The organism is Streptococcus mitis (assembly GCF_000722695.1).
Lineage (GTDB): Bacteria > Bacillota > Bacilli > Lactobacillales > Streptococcaceae > Streptococcus > Streptococcus mitis_O.
Genome location: NZ_JPFU01000013.1, coordinates 804,422 through 824,947, shown reverse-complemented (window position 1 = coordinate 824,947; position 20,526 = coordinate 804,422). Strand labels below are relative to the sequence as shown.

At 33.1% G+C, this 20,526-nt stretch carries 17 protein-coding genes, 1 other RNA gene and 3 pseudogenes; 19 read left to right on the top strand and 2 right to left on the bottom strand.

The annotated features are described in order from the left end of the window. Window positions 1-4 precede the first annotated feature (4 nt). The 15 genes and pseudogenes from SK629_RS09040 to SK629_RS08975 all read left to right on the top strand — a co-directional run bounded on the left by SK629_RS09040 (window position 5) and on the right by SK629_RS08975 (window position 14,817). A complete protein-coding gene (locus SK629_RS09040) occupies window positions 5-715 on the top strand; it encodes a tyrosine-protein kinase (RefSeq protein WP_042901535.1) in 711 nt (236 codons plus the stop codon). A gap of 10 nt (window positions 716-725) precedes the next feature. After that, entirely contained in the window at window positions 726-1,358 is a 633-nt protein-coding gene (locus tag SK629_RS09035) for a sugar transferase (protein ID WP_080710275.1), read from the top strand. Window position 1,359: 1 nt separating this feature from the next. Beyond that, window positions 1,360-1,779, top strand: a pseudogene (locus SK629_RS09030) (DUF4422 domain-containing protein); the annotation flags it as partial. Then, window positions 1,774-1,995 (top strand): annotated as a pseudogene (locus SK629_RS12505) (sugar transferase); the annotation flags it as partial. The pseudogenes SK629_RS09030 and SK629_RS12505, both read left to right, overlap by 6 nt. Before the next feature lie 111 nt (window positions 1,996-2,106). Then, complete coding sequence (locus tag SK629_RS09025) at window positions 2,107-3,054, top strand: glycosyltransferase family 8 protein (RefSeq protein WP_042901534.1); 948 nt, start codon at window positions 2,107-2,109, stop codon at window positions 3,052-3,054. A 9-nt stretch (window positions 3,055-3,063) separates the two neighbouring features. Then, window positions 3,064-3,774: a CDP-alcohol phosphatidyltransferase family protein gene (locus SK629_RS09020; protein ID WP_235219621.1), complete on the top strand. Its 711-nt coding sequence runs from the start codon at window positions 3,064-3,066 to the stop codon at window positions 3,772-3,774. Window positions 3,775-3,788: 14 nt separating this feature from the next. After that, window positions 3,789-4,883 (top strand): glycosyltransferase family 4 protein, encoded by a 1,095-nt coding sequence (locus SK629_RS09015; protein WP_042901533.1) that lies wholly within the window; start codon window positions 3,789-3,791, stop codon window positions 4,881-4,883. A 1-nt stretch (window position 4,884) separates the two neighbouring features. Then, the gene (locus tag SK629_RS09010; RefSeq protein WP_050492371.1) at window positions 4,885-5,910 is read left to right on the top strand and encodes a glycosyltransferase family 2 protein; all 1,026 of its coding nucleotides are present in this window, start codon (window positions 4,885-4,887) and stop codon (window positions 5,908-5,910) included. Further along, entirely contained in the window at window positions 5,889-6,857 is a 969-nt protein-coding gene (locus tag SK629_RS09005) for a capsular polysaccharide synthesis protein (protein WP_042901532.1), read from the top strand. The genes SK629_RS09010 and SK629_RS09005 overlap by 22 nt, the downstream gene beginning before the upstream one ends. A 12-nt stretch (window positions 6,858-6,869) precedes the next feature. Then, window positions 6,870-7,841, top strand: a complete 972-nt coding sequence (locus SK629_RS09000) for a glycosyltransferase family 2 protein (RefSeq protein ID WP_042901531.1) — start codon at window positions 6,870-6,872, stop codon at window positions 7,839-7,841. 38 nt (window positions 7,842-7,879) lie between these two features. Then, complete coding sequence (locus SK629_RS08995; protein WP_160165281.1) at window positions 7,880-9,040, top strand: O-antigen ligase family protein; 1,161 nt, start codon at window positions 7,880-7,882, stop codon at window positions 9,038-9,040. After that, a complete protein-coding gene (locus SK629_RS08990; protein WP_042901530.1) occupies window positions 9,037-10,089 on the top strand; it encodes an acyltransferase family protein in 1,053 nt (350 codons plus the stop codon). The genes SK629_RS08995 and SK629_RS08990 overlap by 4 nt, the downstream gene beginning before the upstream one ends. Window positions 10,090-10,148: 59 nt before the next feature. Continuing rightward, the gene (locus tag SK629_RS08985) at window positions 10,149-11,573 is read left to right on the top strand and encodes a flippase (RefSeq protein WP_042901529.1); all 1,425 of its coding nucleotides are present in this window, start codon (window positions 10,149-10,151) and stop codon (window positions 11,571-11,573) included. Window position 11,574: 1 nt separating this feature from the next. Then, window positions 11,575-12,677: pseudogene (gene glf, locus SK629_RS08980) on the top strand (UDP-galactopyranose mutase). 160 nt (window positions 12,678-12,837) lie between these two features. Continuing rightward, window positions 12,838-14,817 (top strand): peptide ABC transporter substrate-binding protein, encoded by a 1,980-nt coding sequence (locus SK629_RS08975; protein WP_042901528.1) that lies wholly within the window; start codon window positions 12,838-12,840, stop codon window positions 14,815-14,817. Window positions 14,818-15,106: 289 nt separating this feature from the next. Here SK629_RS08975 and pbp1a read toward each other — a convergent pair whose 3' ends face one another. Together pbp1a and recU are read right to left on the bottom strand one after the other, a co-directional pair. Beyond that, the gene (gene pbp1a / locus SK629_RS08970; RefSeq protein ID WP_042901527.1) at window positions 15,107-17,284 is read right to left on the bottom strand and encodes a penicillin-binding protein PBP1A; all 2,178 of its coding nucleotides are present in this window, start codon (window positions 17,282-17,284) and stop codon (window positions 15,107-15,109) included. Beyond that, window positions 17,281-17,877, bottom strand: a complete 597-nt coding sequence (gene recU / locus SK629_RS08965; protein ID WP_000248750.1) for a Holliday junction resolvase RecU — start codon at window positions 17,875-17,877, stop codon at window positions 17,281-17,283. Before recU ends, pbp1a begins: the two co-directional genes overlap by 4 nt. 66 nt (window positions 17,878-17,943) lie before the next feature. Here recU and SK629_RS08960 point away from each other — a divergent pair, with 66 nt between their 5' ends. From SK629_RS08960 to SK629_RS08950, 4 genes are all read left to right on the top strand, one after another. Next, on the top strand, window positions 17,944-18,471 hold the full coding sequence (locus SK629_RS08960; RefSeq protein ID WP_042901526.1) for a DUF1273 domain-containing protein: 528 nt from the start codon (window positions 17,944-17,946) through the stop codon (window positions 18,469-18,471). Window positions 18,472-18,543: 72 nt separating this feature from the next. Continuing rightward, window positions 18,544-18,873: a cell division regulator GpsB gene (gpsB, locus tag SK629_RS08955; protein ID WP_042901525.1), complete on the top strand. Its 330-nt coding sequence runs from the start codon at window positions 18,544-18,546 to the stop codon at window positions 18,871-18,873. A gap of 20 nt (window positions 18,874-18,893) precedes the next feature. Continuing rightward, window positions 18,894-19,275, top strand: an RNA gene (rnpB, locus tag SK629_RS11725) — RNase P RNA component class B. An 83-nt stretch (window positions 19,276-19,358) separates the two neighbouring features. Continuing rightward, a complete protein-coding gene (locus SK629_RS08950) occupies window positions 19,359-20,516 on the top strand; it encodes a THUMP domain-containing class I SAM-dependent RNA methyltransferase (RefSeq protein ID WP_042901524.1) in 1,158 nt (385 codons plus the stop codon). Window positions 20,517-20,526: the final 10 nt, after the last annotated feature.

Here is a 20,526-nt window from a genome sequence, read left to right as displayed (position 1 = left end):
AAATATGCCAACATTAGCAATAGCACAAAAACGTTTAGATTTTGCGAAAAAAGCAGAAGAGCATTACAATGCTTTGCGAACAAATATTCAATTGAGTGGTGATAATCTGAAAGTTCTTTCCATCTCATCTGTTAAACCTGGTGAGGGGAAATCGACAACATCAATAAATATTGCTTGGACCTTTGCGCGTGCAGGTTATAAAACTTTATTGGTGGATGCAGATATTCGTAATTCAGTTATGTCTGGTGTTTTCAAGTCAAGGGAAAAAATTACTGGGTTGACTGACTTCTTAGCAGGAACTACTGATCTTTCAAATGGTCTCTGCGATACCAATATTGAAAACCTATTTGTTATTCAGTCAGGACCGATATCACCTAATCCAACGGCCCTCCTGCAGAGTGAAAATTTCCATACCATGATTGATACCCTGCGCAAGTATTTTGACTATGTCATTGTGGATACGCCACCAATTGGAGTAGTCATTGATGCTGCTATCATTACACAGAAATGTGATGCTTCTATCTTGGTAACGGCAGCTGGAGAAACAAAACGTCGTGATGTTTTAAAGGCCAAAGAACAGTTAGAACAAACAGGAACTCCATTTTTAGGTGTAGTTCTAAATAAATTTAACACTGAAGTTGAAAAATATGGAGTTTATGGTGGTTACGGAGCCTATGGTTCCTATGGCAATTACGGAAATTATGGGAAGAAATAATTAATTAAAAATGTATTTGATTTTAAAAAATACTTTAGATAGATTTTTGGCGTTTTTCCTATTTATTACCTTGATAATCATACCGATTATTCCTATAACAATTTTGGCTATTTGGATAGAAGATCCAGGATATGTTTTCTATTTACAAGATAGAGTTGGTTTAAATGGAAAAAAATTCAAAGTAATAAAGTTTCGGAGCATGTATAAAGATGCCGATCAGAGAATAAAGGAAAGTATTAATAGTGGTAAAACGGATCATCTAAATTTTAAAGAACATTCTCAAAGTATGACTACAAAAGTCGGTAAAGTGATACGTAAACTTTCAATTGATGAACTGCCTCAATTGTTGAATATTATAAAAGGCGACATGGCTATAGTGGGACCTCGTCCACTACAACAATTTGAGATTACGCATCATATTCTTACTAATAAAGAAATGGATAGTACTTTAAAAATGTCTAAAAGATTGTCTGTGAAACCTGGTTTGCTTTGTTATTGGCAAGTTACGCCAAATAAAAATGACATGCCTTTTAGTGATAGAATGAATCTAGATTTATTATATATTGATAATGTATCTTTCAAGACTGATTTCTTGCTTATTTTGAAGGGATTTTTTACAGTTTTAATGGGTAATAATAATTAACATGCAGAATATAAAAATATTAGTAGCAACACATAAAAAATATAAAATGCCTGCTGATACAAGTGTATATCTACCGATTCACGTAGGATGTGAAGGAAAGGAAGACTTAGGTTTTCAAGGTGATAATTCTGGAGAAAATATTTCAACCTTAAATCCTTACTACTGTGAACTTACAGGTCTCTATTGGGCTTGGAAAAACTTGGATTGTGATTATCTGGGTTTAGTACATTATCGTCGATATTTTACTAAAATGACGAAAAAATATAATGAATCAATAAATATTGATGATGTAATCTTAAATAGATATGAAATTGAAGAACTATTAGAGAACTCAGAAGTCATCGTTCCTAAAAGAAGAAAATATTATATTGAAACTCTCTATTCTCATTACGACCATACTTTTGATGGTATCCACTTGGATGAGTATGTGAAGTATGCACCTGAATAAAAATGTTGTCTAAACTTTAAACCTGGAATCACAGGCCTTTGGCAGATTAGTGGTAGAAGTAATATTATAAACTTCGATGATATAGTAAAATTAGACGTTACTTATTTAGATGGCTGGACAATTTGGAAAGATATTGAGATTTTATTGAAGACAATAAAAGTTGTAGTAATGAAAGATGGAGCGAAGTAAAAGTATTTAGCCTAATTATTATTTTTGGTGTTCAAATAAAATGATATGAGAGTTAGGTTACGTATGTAGAGAACTTAAACTCTCTTTTATGTATAGAAAAGGATAAAAGTAATGAATATTGTTTATGCAGCAGATAATAACTTTGTAGATGTATTATTACGCTTCTATTTAAGTCACTTTATAATAGCTAATCATGATTTTAAAATAAATCTTTGGATTATTGCAGATAATGTCTCTGATGAAAATAAAGATAAAATTAATGATTTATCACAAGAATATGGACAAAGAAAAATTTGTTGGGTTGATAATGTTGAAATACCATATAAGTTACAATTAGACAGAGGTTCAGCGAGTGCATTTAGTAGATTATTGTTAGGGAGTATTCTTCCGAAAAATATTTCTAAAGTTTTATATTTAGATAGTGACACTATTGTAATGAATTCTTTAAAAGAATTGTTTGATGTTGATTTTAAAGGGAATATTGTTTTAGGTGTTGCAGATGTATTTAATAAAGAATATAAGAAGGTTTTGAAGATTCCAAAAGATAAACCTATATTTAATTCCGGGGTAATGTTTATAGATTTAGAAAGATGGCGTAAGGAACAAGTTGAAACTCAATTATTTAAGGTTATCAAGGACTTTAATGGAAAAATAATTCAAGGAGATCAGGGAGTTCTGAATGCAGTTTTATTCAATTCATTTAAACCACTATCTCCGAAATATAATTTTATGACCATATTTGAAGATATGTCTTATGAGGATATGATTACTTTTAAGCAACCTGTAAATTATTATAGCAAGGAAGATTTAGAAGAAGCAAGAAAGAATATAACAATCCGCCATTTCACAACGTGTTTTCTATCACTAAGACCTTGGCAAGAAAGTAGTGAGGTAGCGCATGTGGAAATATTTAAAAAATACTATAGAGGAGAATACAAAGAAGTATCTCCATCTAAGTTATTAAGTATTTATAAAATTCTACCGAAAAAAATGTCGCTCCATCTACTAGGTTTTATTCAATCAAAAGTGCGTCCAAAACTGTATAGAATTATAAAATAGAGGTGTAAAATGATAAGTGTTAAAAGTATAGAACAAAAAACGATGACAGAAGAAAAGAAAAGAGAAGCAAAAAAAGACATTGTTGCTTTCTATGTGGGTAGACCTCTATCATACATACTGACAATTCCTTTTCTTAAAACAAAAATGACACCTAATCAGATTTCTATATTGTCTATTGTACCTTTAATTATTGGAACAGCTTTGGTAACAATAAGCTCTAATCAGTTTGTACTATTGCTAAGTTGGTTTTGTTTTTTCTTATGGAATTTACTTGACGGTGTTGATGGAAATGTTGCTCGTTTCAAGGGAATTACTTCTCCTATGGGAAGTGTTATAGATGCCATGGCAGGTTATGCTGCAATGTATTTATCATTCCTCACTATGGGAATTATTGCAAGTGATTATAGTCAAACATTGTTCTTTACACAAAAAACATATTTAATTTTAGGATCACTATCTGGTGTTTTTGTTTTGTTCCCTAGATTGATTATGCACAAGGCGATAAATACTGTAGGAAACAAAAATAGTGAACATTACAAAGGTAGAAAGAATCTTGGAATTATAGAAATGATTGCACTTAATATAACCTCTATAACAGGATTTGCACAAATTTTTATGCTTTTTGCAATATTGTTGAAATTAAGTGATTTATTTACACTAGTTTATTTCCTTATTAATCTATTAGTTATGGTGATCTCTATTAAAAAGATAATAAAGTAAGAGCAAGGTGTGTTATGAAAAAAATCGCAATAGTAAGGTATAATTTAAGTAAAATTGGTGGAGCCGAAAAAGTTGCTATAAATATGGCTAATGAATTATCTCAAAATTATAAAACATACTTAATTTCTATTTTACTAGATGAAGACAAAAGCATAAATTATGATATATCATTTGATGTTGAAGTTAAGTCGTTTTTTTATGGTGATTTAAGAGTTCGCCGTGTTATAATTCCTGCTATGATAAAGTTGAGAAAATACTTGATAAATAATGAAATTGATATAGTGTTTTCTATTGCTCCAGCTACGAATATTATAATCTTTTTAGCAACACTAGGATTAAATATAAAAACAGTCTTTTGTGATCATCATAGTTTAGAGTTTCAAGACACGTCCAGTCGCAAGATACAAAGATATATTGGAGCAAAGTTTTTTGACAAAATTGTAACTTTGACTGAGGAAGATAAAAATAGATACCGAAGAGACTTTTCATTAAGAAATGAAAAAGTTACTTCTATTTATAATTGGATTGAAGATACTGATAATATTTTTACCTACTCTAAAAAAAGCAAGAGCATTATAACAGTTGGGAGAATGGAATATCAAAAAGGCTATGACTATTTAGCTCAAATTGCTGTTAAAGTTTTGTCAAAATTTACAGATTGGGAATGGGATATATATGGTTCGGGAAATGAGCAAATAAAACAAGATTTGATAACTGAATTGGATAAAGGTGGCGTTTTGTCACGAGTTCATTTTAAAGGTAATGTAAAAGGTACAGATAATATTTACCCTGGTCATGCTATTTATGTAATGACTTCTCGTTATGAAGGACTTCCCTTAGTTCTTTTAGAAGCTAAACAATATGGACTACCCATTGTGAGTTTTAAATGTCCTACTGGTCCATCAGAAATTGTTTTAGATAAAGAAAACGGTTATTTAGTTGATGGTTATGACATTGATTCTATGAGTGAAAAAATTTGTATTTTGATTGAGAATGAAAATTTGAGAGAACAATTTGCTGATAAATCAATGAAGGACACCGAAAAATTCAGCAAGAAAAAAATTATAAAGCAGTGGGAAGATTTAATTGAGGAAATGACAGGAAAATAGAATGGAAAATAAATTATTAACCATAGCAATGCCATCGTATAATGCGGAACAGTATTTGCCAGATACTATACCAACAATATTATCTGCAAAAAATGCACATTTAATTGATTTGTTAATAGTAAATGACGGTTCTAGTGATAATACAGAGGAAATTGCTAAAAAATTTAAGCGAAATTACCCTAATATTGTTCGTGTCTTAAATAAACCAAATGGTGGGCATGGCTCAGCAGTAAATGCAGGTATAAAAAATGCTTATGGAACGTATTTTAAGGTTGTTGATGCAGATGATTGGGTTGATACAGATAATTTAGATGATTTGATAGAATATTTAAAAGAAACAGATGTAGATGAAATTCTTTCACCGTATTATCGAGTTTATGTTAATCAAACTGGAGATGTAGTTTCTGTTGAGAATTATAATGAATTTTCGATGATTCAAACAGATAAAGTGTACCAAGTCGATACTTTCTATGAAAAAATGGGGAGAACAGTAGGAATGCACACTATGACGTTAAAAACCAGTCTATTAAAAAAAAATCAAGTAGAATTATCTGAAAATATGTACTATGTAGATATGGAATATATCACCTATGTTCTACCATATATAGAAACGGTTTCTATTTTTGATAAACCTATTTACAAATATCGTTTAGGAACATCTACGCAAAGTGTTAGTATAGAAAGCTATATAAAAAATAGATCAATGCATAAACAAGTAATTTTTAATCTAATTGATTTTTACAGTAAAACGAAACTTGAATTTGGGCGTTCAGAAGCAGTAAATAATCTAATATTAAATCTAATAAATAAGCAGTGGAGTATCTATTTCAATTTAAATAGTGCAAGTGAAGCAAAAAAAGAACTAATAGAATTTGAAAAATCGATAGCTATTAAAAATAAAAGTTTCTTGAAAAAGTCTACTAACTTAAAGATGAATATTGTCAGAAAAAGCCGTTATCACTTATTTAATATTGCCAAATATTATAGTAATTGGAGAGTTAAATTTTGCATAAGATCAAAAAAATAATAAGAGAATACAGGGAATTAAGAAAAAATTTTTCGTCCCAAATTGCAAATAATATTCTCTTGGAAAAAATAGCTGCACGACTGTCAAGATATAATTTTTTTCATAATATTGTCGTATTTATTTATTCTAAAAAGCATAAGGATATTTTAGATTTTCTTAAAAAAGATTTTAATACATTTTTATCTACATATTCTTATGATTTCGAAAAATCTAATGAGCAAAATGGAAAAAAGATTTTTTCATTATGGCTCCAAGGATATGAAAATGCTCCAGAAATTGTTCAAAAAGCAATACAAACCCAAAAAGAATATGCCGAAAGATTTGGCTATGAATACATTCTGTTAGATGAGTCCAATTTAGAGACATTTGTTGAAATTCCTGAAAATACTGCAAGAAAATTTGAAGAAGGAAAAATAGATGCGATAAAATATTCGGATATTATTAGAACGTTCTTGCTATTTAAATATGGTGGAATCTGGTTTGATGCAACTATTTATATAAAAACAGATTCAAAACTAAATTATTTAGATAATGAGTTTTATACTATTCGTGCAAGGGGAGATGAAACTTATCCTAAGTATGTTTCTGATGGACGTTGGGCCTTGTTTTGTATAGCTGGATATCGTAATGGAATTATATTCGATTTTTTAAGAAGATTTCAAGTTGAGTATTTCTCTAAGTATGACTTACCAATAGATTACTTTTTGATAGACTATTTAATGCATTTGGGATATGAATATAATCCAATGATTCGTAAACAGATTGATAAGGTAATCACCAACAACCAAGATCTTTATTTTTTAGCAAATCATTTCTCTAATCTGTATATAGATGAAGATTGGAAAAAAGTATTAGAAACAACAAATATTTTTAAGTGTAGTTATAAAATAGATGTATGCGATAAATCGGATACATACTTTTATAAATTGAAAAATCAAACTCTGTAGTAAGGAAATATAATGATTTCGATTATTGTTCCAGTATATAATGTGCAAGACTATTTGCACTATGCAATGGAAAGTTTAATTAGACAAACATATAAGAACTTTGAAGTTATTTTAGTTAATGACGGTTCGACAGATAATTCTGGAGAATTATGTAATTGGTACGCTGAAAATCATGAGAATGTTTATGTATTTCATAAAAAAAACGGTGGACTTTCGGATGCTAGAAATTTTGGTGTTGAGAAGGCAACTTCGGATTGGATAGTTTTTTTGGACCCAGATGATTATTTCGAAGTAGATGCTTTAGAACTATTAGTTAAAATTCAGGAAAGATATAATGCAGATTTGATATCAACTAAGGTAAAATCTACTTCTACATATGGAGACTATAATTCTAATCACATAAAAGAATCTGATTATAGTAATCTTAGAGTGTTTTCTAAAGAGGAATCACTTGAACTGATGTTTCAGGATAAAATTGCAACAGTGTCAGCCTGTGCGAAACTGTACCGCAAGAGTATTTTAGAAAAAGCTCCTTTTCCTACTGGAAAAATTTACGAAGATTTTTTCGTTGTAGCTAAACATTTAAGATTAGCTAAAAGGATAGTTATTTCACCTGTTGTTACTTATCATTATTATCGTCGTTCTGGTAGTATCGTTCAATCTCAGTTTACAGATAAGCGATTTGATTTTTTTGATGCAGGTGAGAATAATAGAATTCAAATAAAACAATTTTATGATGGTAATAGTGTAGAAAAGGCGTTAAATTTAAAAATTGTTAGAGGTTCTTTTCCTATATCTGAAGCAGCAGCTTCTACGGACACAAAAGCTTTAAGAAATATTGTTAAAAAAGTACGATCATTTTACTGGAGTATAATTTTTGATTCAAAATCATCTGTAAAATTTAAATTTAAATATAGCTTATTCTTATTGTTTCCAGAATTTTATTTTAAATTTAAAAATATCGTTCGAAATAAGGGGATATAAAATTGAAAATTAATCTGAAAAGTATCCAAGATGTATTAATGTCGTTATTAATTGTTATAACGACAAATTCTATATATGTAAACACAGGTGATTCAAATAAGTTAATTCCAATATTAGCATTAGTAGTTATAATAGCAACAGTTTTAGAACTAATATCAAGCAAAATAAATTATAATTACTTTAAAATAATCTTAACGACAGTACTAATTTATTTAGTTGTATGTATTACTAACATTTTCATATCATTTAATTCTTTATCAATAAATGAAATATTATTTTATTTTGTGATAGCACCTCTTATGCTTATCTTATTAATGTTTAAGAATTTTAATGACCGATTATTTGATTTTTTAAATACCTTTGTGAAAATTATTTTAATTTTTGCAATAGTTTCTTTAATATTTTGGGCTTTTGGAAGTATTTTAAAGGTTGTTCATCCAACAAATGTCGTCATAAATAATTGGAACGGTGGACGTCCAACCCCAAGTTATTTCAATTTATATTTTGAAACTCAAGGGATTCATTTTTTTGGAACTACTATTACTAGAAATAGTGGCATATTTGCGGAGGCTCCAATGTGGAGTTTAATGTTAAGTTCAGCATTTATAATTCAGGAATTATTTTTAGAAAATAGTATTAAACGATTATCTTTATTAACTCTGACTATTTTGACAACAGTTTCTACAACAGGGATATTTGTAATAGGAATACTATTAATTTATAGAGTTTTAATGCTGAAGAAATCTTTATTTAAATATGTAAGTTTGATTACAATTCCAATAGTTATCTATGCTTTGTTACAGGTTTGGGAAGAAAAATCTGACTCAATTTCAGCTAGTATTAGGTTTGATGATTATATAGCTGGATTTTTAGCCTGGAGAGCTAATTTCTTTTTTGGTTCAGGATTGACGTTAGGGTTGAAAGCAATTGAATCAAATATGAATACTCTTATTCGTACGAACTTAGGATATAGCAATAGTCTATTTGTTATTTTAGCTCAGGGTGGGGTGATCCTAGGGATATTCTATTTATATCCGGTAATTAGTGTACTAATTAAGAAGGGTGTTTCTATAGATACCAAAATGTTTGCTCTCTTATTTATAATTTTATTATTTACTGCAATTTTTATAGATACACCATTATTTATTCTTTTTATAGGAATATTTTACGCTTTAATTTTGAATAGAGAGAGTACATGAAAAAGGAATACGATATTTTAAAAGTAGTAGCAATCTTAATGGTACTTGTAAGCCATAGTACATATTATATAATTTCAACTAAATATGGAGGGATTGATTATCAACAATATCTAGAACAAAATATGTCATTAGTTTTGTATAAAATTTTTGATAAAGTGAGAGAAATTCTATATTATTTTCATATGCCAATGTTTATGGCTTTATCTGGAGCTTTCTATTACCTGCAGGTTAAACGAGATAAATGGATTAATTTTATGTTAATTCTAAAACAGAAGATTAAGCGATTGGTTATTCCATTTGTTATTTTTACTTTATTATATGTTTTTCCAATAAAATATTTCTCTAATTATTTTGAGTATACAACTTTTTCTAGAGCAGTATTGGGACAATTGTTTTTAATTGGGAATAATCATTTATGGTATTTATTTACTTTATTTATTATTTTTATTATTTCATTTTTTACCTTAAAAAGAGAAATAAAATTTGCCACAATTATTATTTTTTATGTATTACATATTTTAAGTTATAAAGTTGATCCACTTTTATTTAAAGCCCCGTTACAATTTCTATTTTATTTTAGTATGGGATTTGCATTTGAATCAAAGAGAGAAAAATACAATCAATTTATAAGTACAAAAAGAAATTATGTTTTGATATTGTCTATGGTATTTGTTTTGATTACTTTGTTGAATTTTAATCTTAAATATACTTACACTCTAGTTAGTAAAATATTAGTTGAGTTATTAGCTATTTTAGGTTCTTTATTAACATATAGTATTTCCTACCTGATTTCTCGGAAAGAGCGCAGTGGTAGTAGTTGCTTTTTTAAGCTGATTTTAATGAATGGATTAGGTATATATATTTTTTCGGATCCATTAAATTATTTAATATTATATATAAGTTATTCATTGAATTCTCAATTTATGTTTTCACCTTTTGGAATCATTTTTATGGTTGTACTACGATTCTTCATTACGTTATTTGTATCTTTAATAGTAACAGTAATATTTAAAAAATGTTTTAAGAAATATACTTGGCTAGTTAATTAGCTAGCATTAAAAAGTTATTTTAATTATACAAAATATAGATATAATGGAGATGAGAAATAGTGAAAGTATTAAAAAACTATGCATACAACCTTTCCTATCAATTGTTAGTAATTATACTTCCGATTATTACGACTCCGTATGTAACACGGATATTTTCTTCAGATGATTTGGGGACATATGGTTATTTCAGTTCAATTGTAATCTACTTTATACTATTAGCAACTTTAGGTGTTGCTAACTATGGCACAAAAGTAATTTCAGGACATCGGAAAGACATTGATAAAAATTTTTGGGGGATATACTCCTTACAACTGGGAGCAACAATTCTTTCGATATTTTTGTATTGCATGTTGTATATTTTTCTTCAATTCATGCATAATCCAGTTGTACTTATTCTTGGTTTAAGTTTACTTTCTAAAGGTTTAGATATTTCTTGGCTATTCCAAGGTTTAGAGGATTTTCGAAAAATTACAGTCAGAAATATTACAGTGAAACTAGTTGGCGTTATTGCTATTTTTCTATTTATAAAATCAGCTAACGACCTACATTCATATGTATTTTTGCTTACTATTTTTGAATTGTTGGGACAATTAAGTATGTGGTTACCAGCAAGAGCGTTTATTGGGAAACCGCACTTTGATTGGGAGTATGCTAAGCAACATTTGAGACCAATTATTTTATTGTTTTTACCTCAAATTGCTATATCGCTCTATGTCACTTTGGATCGTACAATGCTGGGAGCTTTAGCTTCAACAAAAGATGTAGGAATCTATGATCAAGCTTTGAAACTTGTTAATATTTTATTAACTCTAGTGACTTCATTGGGAAGTGTTATGTTACCACGAGTTTCAAAGCTTTTATCCTTAGGTGATCATAAAGCAATTAATAAAATGCATGAGATGTCATTTCTGATTTATAATTTGGTTATTTTTCCAATTATGGCAGGAATGTTAATTGTAAATGATGATTTTGTGAATTTTTTCCTGGGACAAGATTTTCAAGAGGCACGTTATGCGATAGCAATTATGATTTTTAGAATGTTCTTTATAGGGTGGACCAATATCATGGGTATTCAAATCTTAATACCTCATAATAAGAATAAAGAATTTATGCTGTCAACAACAATTCCTGCTATTGTTAGTGTGGGATTAAATCTTCTCTTGCTTCCAAAGTTGGGCTATATAGGTGCTGCAATTGTATCTGTCTTAACAGAGGTGCTAGTATGGTTGATACAGTTATTCTATACTCGTTCTTATTTGAGAGAGGTGCCCATTTTAGATTCATTGATCAAAATTATAATCTCATCTGGAGTTATGTATGGTATTTTGCTATTTATAAAACAATTCCTAAATATATCACCGATGATTAATGTGGGACTATACGCTGTTCTAGGAGCAATAATTTATGCTAGTATGATTTTGATTTTTAAAGTAATAAATCTAAGTGAGTTAAAGCAACAATTATTAAAAAATAAAGGAGCTTAAGATGTACGATTATCTTATCGTTGGTGCTGGTCTTTTTGGTGCAGTATTTGCCCATGAAGCAGCCTTAAAAGGAAAAAAGTCAAAGTTATTGAAAAACGAAATCATATCGCGGGTAATATCTATACTCGTGAAGAGGAAGGAATTCAAGTTCATGAGTATGGTGCCCATATTTTCCATACTTCTGATAAGGAGATTTGGGATTATGTAAACCAGTTTGCAGAGTTTAACCGTTATACTAACTCTCCTGTAGCAAATTATAAGGGAGAGATTTATAACCTTCCTTTCAATATGAATACTTTCAATAAACTCTGGGGAGTTGTAACGCCAGCAGAAGCGCAAGCTAAGATTGAGGAGCAACGTGCTGTTTTAAATGGCAAAACTCCTGAAAATTTGGAAGAACAGGCTATTTCTCTTGTAGGTACAGACATCTACGAAAAATTAATCAAAGATTATACAGAGAAACAGTGGGGCAAGCCAACTACGGAACTTCCAGCCTTTATCATTCGCCGTTTGCCAGTACGCCTGACCTATGATAACAACTATTTTAATGATACCTATCAAGGGATTCCAATTGGTGGATACACTCAAATAGTTGAAAAAATGTTGGATCATGAAAATATTGATGTTGAAACAAATGTTGATTTCTTTGCCAATAAAGAGCAATATATGAAGGACTTCCCTAAGATTGTCTTTACCGGTATGATTGATGAATTCTTCGACTATAAGTTGGGTGAACTAGAGTATCGTAGTCTTCATTTTGAAAATGAGACCTTAGATATGGAGAATTACCAAGGAAATGCAGTTGTGAACTATACGGATGCAGAAACCCCATATACTCGCATTATTGAACACAAACATTTTGAGTTTGGGAGTCAAGCAAAGACTATCATTACTAAGGAACATTCTAAAACATGGGAAAAAGGTGATGAGCCTTATTATCCAGTTAATAATGATCGTAATAATCACTTATATAAATCATATAAAAAATTGGCTGACGAGCAAGGGAATGTTATCTTTGGTGGCCGTTTAGGACACTATCGTTATTACGATATGCACCAAGTAATTGGAGCAGCTTTGCAGTGTGTAAGAAATGAGTTAGATTAAACAACCCCAACGGGCTACCAATTGCTGTTTAGAAATATTATTGATAATATTCATATTTTTTAACGAAATTGTTTAAAAAATAATTTTCAAAAATTCTGAAAATTCTGTTGACAATGTTTAAAAAGGGGCTATAATGGATAGAAAAATGAAGGAGAAGTTTATGAAAACGAGAAAAGTATTGGCTCTTGCGGGAGTGACTTTATTAGCAGTGGGTGTTTTAGCTGCTTGTTCTGGTGGTTCTGCTACTAAAGGTGAGCAGACTTTTGCATTTACCTACGAGACACACCCAGATAATCTCAACTACTTAACAACTGGTAAGGCAGCGACTGCTGACATTACTAGTAATGTGATTGATGGATTACTTGAAAATGATAAATACGGGAATCTTATTCCCTCAATGGCAGAGGACTGGTCAGTTTCTAAGGATGGCTTGACTTATACTTATAAGATTCGTCAGGACGCCAAGTGGTATACATCTGAGGGAGAAGAGTATGCTCCTGTTAAGGCTCAAGACTTTGTAACAGGTCTTAAATATGCAACAGATAAGAAAGCAGAAGCCCTTTACTTGGTACAGGATTCAATTAAAGGTTTGGACGCCTACGCTAAAGGGGAAAATAAAGATTTCTCTCAAGTTGGGATTAAAGCGATTGACGATCAAACAGTCCAATACACTTTGAACAAACCTGAAAGTTTTTGGAATTCTAAAACAACCATGGGTGTCTTGGCACCAGTTAATGAAGAGTTTTTGAACTCAAAAGGGGATGATTTTGCCAAAGCAACAGATCCAAGTAGTATCTTGTATAATGGTCCTTATTTGTTGAAATCCATTGTAACCAAATCTGCTGTTGAATTTGTGAAAAATCCGAACTACTGGGATAAGGACAATGTCCATATTGACAAGGTCAAATTGTCATTCTGGGATGGTCAAGATACTAGCAAACCAGCAGAAAACTTTAAAGATGGTAGCCTTACAGCAGCTCGTCTCTATCCAACAAATGCAAGTTTTGCAGAGCTTGAGAAGAGTATGAAAGACAATATTGTCTATACGCAACAAGACTCTACGACTTATCTAGTTGGTACAAATATTGATCGCCAATCTTATAAATACACATCTAAGACTAGCGAAGAACAAAAGACATCTACTAAAAAAGCTCTCTTAAACAAGGATTTCCGTCAGGCTATTGCTTTCGGATTTGACCGTACAGCCTATGCCTCTCAGTTGAATGGACAAACTGGAGCAAGCAAAATCTTACGTAATCTCTTTGTTCCACCAACATTTGTTCAAGCAGATGGTAAAAACTTTGGCGATATGGTCAAAGAAAAATTGGTGACTTATGGGGATGAATGGAAGGATGTTAATCTTGCAGATTCTCAGGATGGCTTTTACAATCCAGAGAAAGCCAAGGCTGAATTTGCTAAAGCTAAATCAGCCTTACAAGCAGAAGGAGTCCAATTCCCAATTCACCTAGATATGCCTGTTGACCAAACAGCAACTACAAAAGTTCAGCGCGTCCAATCTATGAAACAATCCTTGGAAGCGACTTTAGGAACTGATAATGTCATTATTGATATTCAACAACTACAAAAAGATGAAGTAAACAATATTACATATTTTGCTGAAAATGCTGCTGGAGAAGACTGGGATTTATCAGATAATGTCGGTTGGGGTCCTGACTTTGCCGATCCATCAACCTACCTTGATATTATCAAACCATCTGTAGGAGAAAGTACTAAAACATATTTAGGATTTGACTCAGGTAAAGATAATGTAGCTGCTAAAAAAGTAGGTCTATATGACTACGAAAAATTGGTTACAGAAGCTGGTGATGAGGCTATAGATGTTTCTAAACGATATGATAAATATGCTGCGGCCCAAGCTTGGTTGACAGATAGTGCTTTGATTATTCCAACTACATCTCGTACAGGGCGTCCAATCTTGTCTAAGATGGTACCATTTACAATACCATTTGCATTGTCAGGAAATAAAGGTACAAGTGAACCACTCTTGTATAAATACCTTGAGCTTCAAGACAAGGCAGTCACTGTAGAGGAATACCAAAAAGCTCAAGATAAATGGATGAAAGAAAAAGAAGAATCCAATAAAAAAGCGCAAGAAGACCTTGCAAAACATGTGAAATAAGATAAAAAAGAAGTTAGTTTTTAGCTGACTTCTTTTGGTTTTTAGAAAATAGATTGATAGCTATTCTATAGTGAAATGAAATAAAATCTGAACAAATAAATGAGGGAATTTGTAATGGATTGAAGTTAGAAGAGTAGGCCATGGTTGCTAAAACATTTCTAGAAATTAATTTGATTTTATTAATCGATTCGTTCGAATCCTACTTCAATCTACCATATTTTCAATATTGCGAAATATATTTTATTATAGAAAAAATCCTGAGCAGAACTGTGAACTCAGGATTTACTTTTTACTGTTGTGGTTGCTGTTGAACTGGTGGATTTTGCGGTGTTGGTTGTACTGGTTGGACGGTTTGACTAGTTTGTCCCTGATTAGGCTCAGTTACTGGAGCATTATTTGGTTGTTGCCCAACCGTCGTATTTGCTTGAGTAGTTGAACTTTCAGTCGCTGTAGAGGAATTCTCTACTGACTGTGTTTGTTGTGTAGCTGGTGTATTCCAACTATTTCTTGCTCCGTTTTGGAAGACAAATTCTCCATTTCTGTATAAGCCCTCTGGCATTGTCCAATCTCCAGGGTGGTTATCTTCTGAGAGATAGGTCATCATTGCTCGATAGACTTTACCAGCTACGAGGAAACCATCTCCAATGATTGGAGTGAGACGATTTGAGTAACCTGTCCAAACAGCCATAGAATACTTACGAGTATAACCCACAAACATTTCATCTGGAGCTACGTAGCCAGTGTTCTTGATATATTTCTCAATTTCTTCGTCAGTATAGTTAGAAGTACCTGTTTTACCTGCTTGTGGAAGCCATGGTAAGTAGGCTCCACGTCCAGTTCCATAAACTAAGACAGTTTTCATCATTTCGGTCATCATATAGGCAGTTGTTTCTTTCATAGCTCGTGTGCCAGCGTCTGAAAATTCTTTTTCACTACCATCACTGAAGACGATTTTATTGATATACATTGGTTTATGGTAAATTCCACCATTAGCAAAGGCAGCATAAGCAGCAGCCATTTTTTCACTACTTGCGCCGTATTTTTTGTTGGATTCAGGTGTATTACTTGAAATGGCATTTGCGTAGTGTATGCTTGGATAATCGATACCAAGACCATTTAGGAAGGTTTTGGCTCTGTCCAGACCAACCTTATTCAAGGTTTCAACCGCTGTGACATTACGTGACTGTTGAAGTGCATACTGGATTGTAATATTTCCAAAGTATCCATGATCCCAGTTGTAGACTGGAGTATCAGTACCAGGATAGTTATAAGGAACATCATGTACAATAGTTGCAGTAGAGTCATAAACTCCATACTCTAAAGCGGGCGCATAGTCAGTAATTGGTTTCATAGTAGAACCCCAGTCACGGTTGGTTTCAACAGCTTGGTTGATGCCGAAAGATACATTACTTGATTGGTGACGGGCACCTAACTGAGCGACTACTTTACCATTTGATACATCTACGATAGTGGACGCTACTTGGAGTTCATCATCTGGGTAAGCAACATACTCATCTGTATTATAAACATCCCAAAGTCGCTGTTGAACATCTTTGTCCACATTTGTGTAGACATCCATACCTGTAGTAAGAAGGTTGTAACCAGTTTCTTGTTCAACTTGGTTGATTACTTCCTTGAGGTAGTTATCCATATAGGCTGGGTAACTATTGGCTGATTTCAAGCTCTGGAGACCATTAGTGATAGGAGTATTAATTGCTTTTTCATACTGTTCTGCACTGATGTAATTTTGCTCTTTCATTTCTGAAAGTACTAAATTACGACGTTCGAGAGCAGCTTCTGGATGGGAATAAGGGTCATATTGGTTCGGTGCCTGAGGCATTCCAGCAAGGAGTGCTAACTGCGGCAAGCTTAATTCTTTCAAGTCTTTTCCATAGTAATTTTGGGCTGCAGTTTGCATTCCATAGTTACCGTTAGACATGTAGACTTTATTGATGTAATAGGTCAGGATTTCTTGCTTGGTTGCTTTTTGTTCTAGCTGAACTGCTAGCCAAGCTTCTTGAGCTTTACGTGATATGGTTTGGTCAGCAGTTGAAGTAGAAAAGTAAGTTAATTTAATCAATTGCTGGGTCAAGGTTGAAGCACCTTGGAGTCCTCCTTGTCCTTGGAGGTTTCTCAATGCAGCTCCCATGATACGAATGGTATCAACACCTCTATGATCAAAGAAGCGGTGATCTTCGATTGAGACGATAGCTTTGACCAAATCAGTGGGAATTTCATTGGCTTGAGCATTTACGCGACGTTCAGAACCAAGGTCAGCAATCAATTCGTTCTTGTTGTCATAAATCTTGCTAGAAGTTGTCGTAACCAATTTACTTTCAGATAAGGCTGGAGCCTTGCTAACAAAGTAGAGGAAGACACCACCACCTAATAGAAATAAAGCGATAAATAAGGTAAGGGATGTAATTCCCATATACTTTAAGAATCGCAGAATAATTTGTTTGTTCATCTTGTTTTACCACCTAGTAAATGTTCTTTGATAATATCGAGATAGGGAATTTGAGGGAAAGCACCTTGCTTTACTAAATATCCGTTTTCCCGAATATATCCAAGTGGCATTGATTTTTGACCCTTATCTTGATGATAAAAACGAATCAAATCAAGTGCCGGTAACAAGTAAGTTTCTTGTTGAGAAGAAAAATGAAGTAGAACGAAGCAAATGCCCTGCTGTTCCAGAACTTGTTCCATATGTTGAATCTGATGAAGATGGAAGTTCTTTAGTGGAATAGCATTTTTTTGTCGTGTTTCCTTGGCTTCAAAGTCAATGTAATGTCCTCTATACACGCCAGAGTAATCTGTTGTGGAAGCTTGTCTAAAATAGGCCTCTACAATTTTGGCTCGACTACGTTGAGGATAGTCTACTCGAACAATCTGAACAGGAGTCGGCTTTTTATGGATAACTGCCATGCCATGCGTCAGATAGTAGTCGTTGGTAGCGTTAATCATCTTTTCAAAAGTCATTCCTCGATTTGCGAAATTTTTTGGTTGAGAAATAGATGTTTGGCTTTTTTTTGATGAAATTTTATGAGGATAGTTGACCATATTTCTCCTTATTGGTACAATAACATCGCTCTATTATACCATAAAAATATAAAGAAAGGGGCAAAAATGACTACAGCTTTAATTATGGGCTACTCTAACTTCGACTTGGGTGTCTTTAACGAAAAGGATGTCAGATTAAAAGTTATAAAGAAAGCGATTCGAAGGGATTTAGAAAGTTTAGCAGAAGAGGGGCTTAAATGGCTGGTATTTACAGGGAATTTGGGATTTGAATCTTGGGTTCTCGATGTTGCAAATGAAATGAAAGACGAGTATGATTTCAGCCTAGCGACTATTTTTGATTTTGAAACACACGGGGAAAACTGGAATGAAGCTAATCAGCTTAAACTTAGCCAATTTAAGCAGGTAGATTTTATTAAATATGCTTATCCTAAGTATGAAAACATGGGACAACTGCGTGATTACCAACGATTTTTGATAGAAAATACTGATTTAGCCTATTTTTTCTATGATCCAGAAAATGAGACAAAATTAAAATTTATGGACAAGCTGATGACAAATCAGGAAGGCTATCGTATAAAAAGGCTAACCTTTGAAGACTTAAATGAGCTGGCAGAAAATTTTTCTGAAAAGTAGGCCTTTGACCTTGATTTTTGTTTGCCTTTTTTTATATAATAATACTATTAGAAATCGAGAATGGAGAGAGAGATGGCAAGTATTATTTTTACAGCAAAAGATATTTTTGAGCAAGAGTTTGGACGTGAAGTCCGTGGATATAGTAAGGTTGAAGTTGATGAATTTTTGGATGATGTCATCAAGGACTATGAAACTTATGCTGCCCTAGTCAAGTCTCTCCGTCAAGAAATTGCTGAGTTGAAGGAAGAATTATCTCGTAAACCGAAACCTTCACCAGTTCAAGCAGAGCCTCTTGAAGCGGCAACTTCAGGCTCTATGACGAATTTTGATATTTTGAAACGCTTGAATCGTCTCGAAAAAGAAGTGTTTGGTAAACAAATTTTGGATAACTCTGATTTATAAGCGCTTATTTAAAATGTGCAATTTTTGGATAATCGCGTGGAGAGAATTTCTTTTCATGAGGAAAGTCCATGCTAGCACAGGCTGTGATGCCTGTAGTGTTTGTGCTAGGCGAATTCATAAGCCTAGGGACGAGAAATCGTTACGGCAGTTGAAATGGCTAAGTCCTTGGATAGGTCAGAGTAGACTTGAAAGTGCCACAGTGACGGAGTCTTTCTGGAAACGGAGAGAGTGGAACGCGGTAAACCCCTCAAGCTAGCAACCCAAATTTTGGTCGGGGCATGGAGTACGCGGAAACGAACGTAGTACTCTGACTACTATCAGCTCTATGCTCTTAGTGGTAGACAGATGATTATCAAAGGAAGTGGTCCTAGTCACTTCTGGAACAAAACATGGCTTATAGAAAATTGCATATAGGTTGGGGCTGAGAAATTTTCTCAACCTCATTTTTTAAAGTGGACATATAGAAAGGTCTTACAAGACTGAAAATGAAAAAGGAATTTAATTTAATGGCTACTGCAGCAGCAGGTCTTGAAGCTGTTGTGGGACGAGAAGTGCGAGAGTTGGGCTATGATTGTCAGGTTGAAAATGGACGTGTTCGTTTTCAAGGAGATGCAAGAGCCATTATCGAAACCAACCTCTGGCTTCGAGCAGCAGACCGTATCAAGATTATTGTAGGCACTTTCCCTGCTAAGACTTTTGAAGAGCTGTTTCAGGGAGTATTTGCCTTAGATTGGGAACATTATTTACCGCTTGGAGCTCGGTTCCCGATTTCGAAAGCTAAATGTGTTAAATCTAAACTTCACAATGAGCCCAGTGTACAGGCTATTTCAAAGAAGGCTGTTGTTAAGAAATTGCAGAAACACTATGCCCGCCCAGAAGGCGTACCTCTGATGGAGAATGGCCCAGAGTTTAAGATTGAGGTATCTATTCTCAAAGATGTAGCAACTGTCATGATTGATACGACAGGCTCTAGTCTCTTTAAACGTGGCTATCGTACCGAAAAAGGTGGGGCTCCTATCAAGGAAAACATGGCAGCAGCTATTTTGCAACTTTCTAACTGGTATCCAGACAAGCCTCTGATTGATCCGACCTGTGGTTCAGGAACTTTCTGTATCGAGGCAGTTATGATTGCTCGAAAGGTGGCTCCTGGTCTTCGTCGATCCTTTGCCTTTGAGGAATGGAACTGGATTAGTGATCGTTTGATTCAAGAGGTTCGCACAGAGGCAGCTAAGAAAGTGGATCGTGAGTTGGAACTAGATATTATGGGCTGTGATATTGATGCTCGCATGGTGGAAATTGCTAAGGCAAATGCCCAGGCAGCAGGGGTTGCAGGAGATATTACCTTTAAGCAGATGCGCGTGCAGGATTTGCGTTCTGATAAAATCAATGGAGTGATTATTTCCAATCCGCCTTATGGTGAACGTTTGTCAGATGATGAAGGGGTTACCAAGCTTTATGCTGAAATGGGGCAAGTATTTGCACCGCTGAAAACCTGGAGCAAATTTATCTTAACTAGTGATGAAGCTTTTGAGACCAAGTACGGTAGTCAAGCAGATAAGAAACGTAAATTATACAATGGTACCTTAAAAGTTGATTTGTATCAATATTTTGGTCAGCGTGTTAAACGCCAGAAAGTAAAGTAGGAAGGTAAAC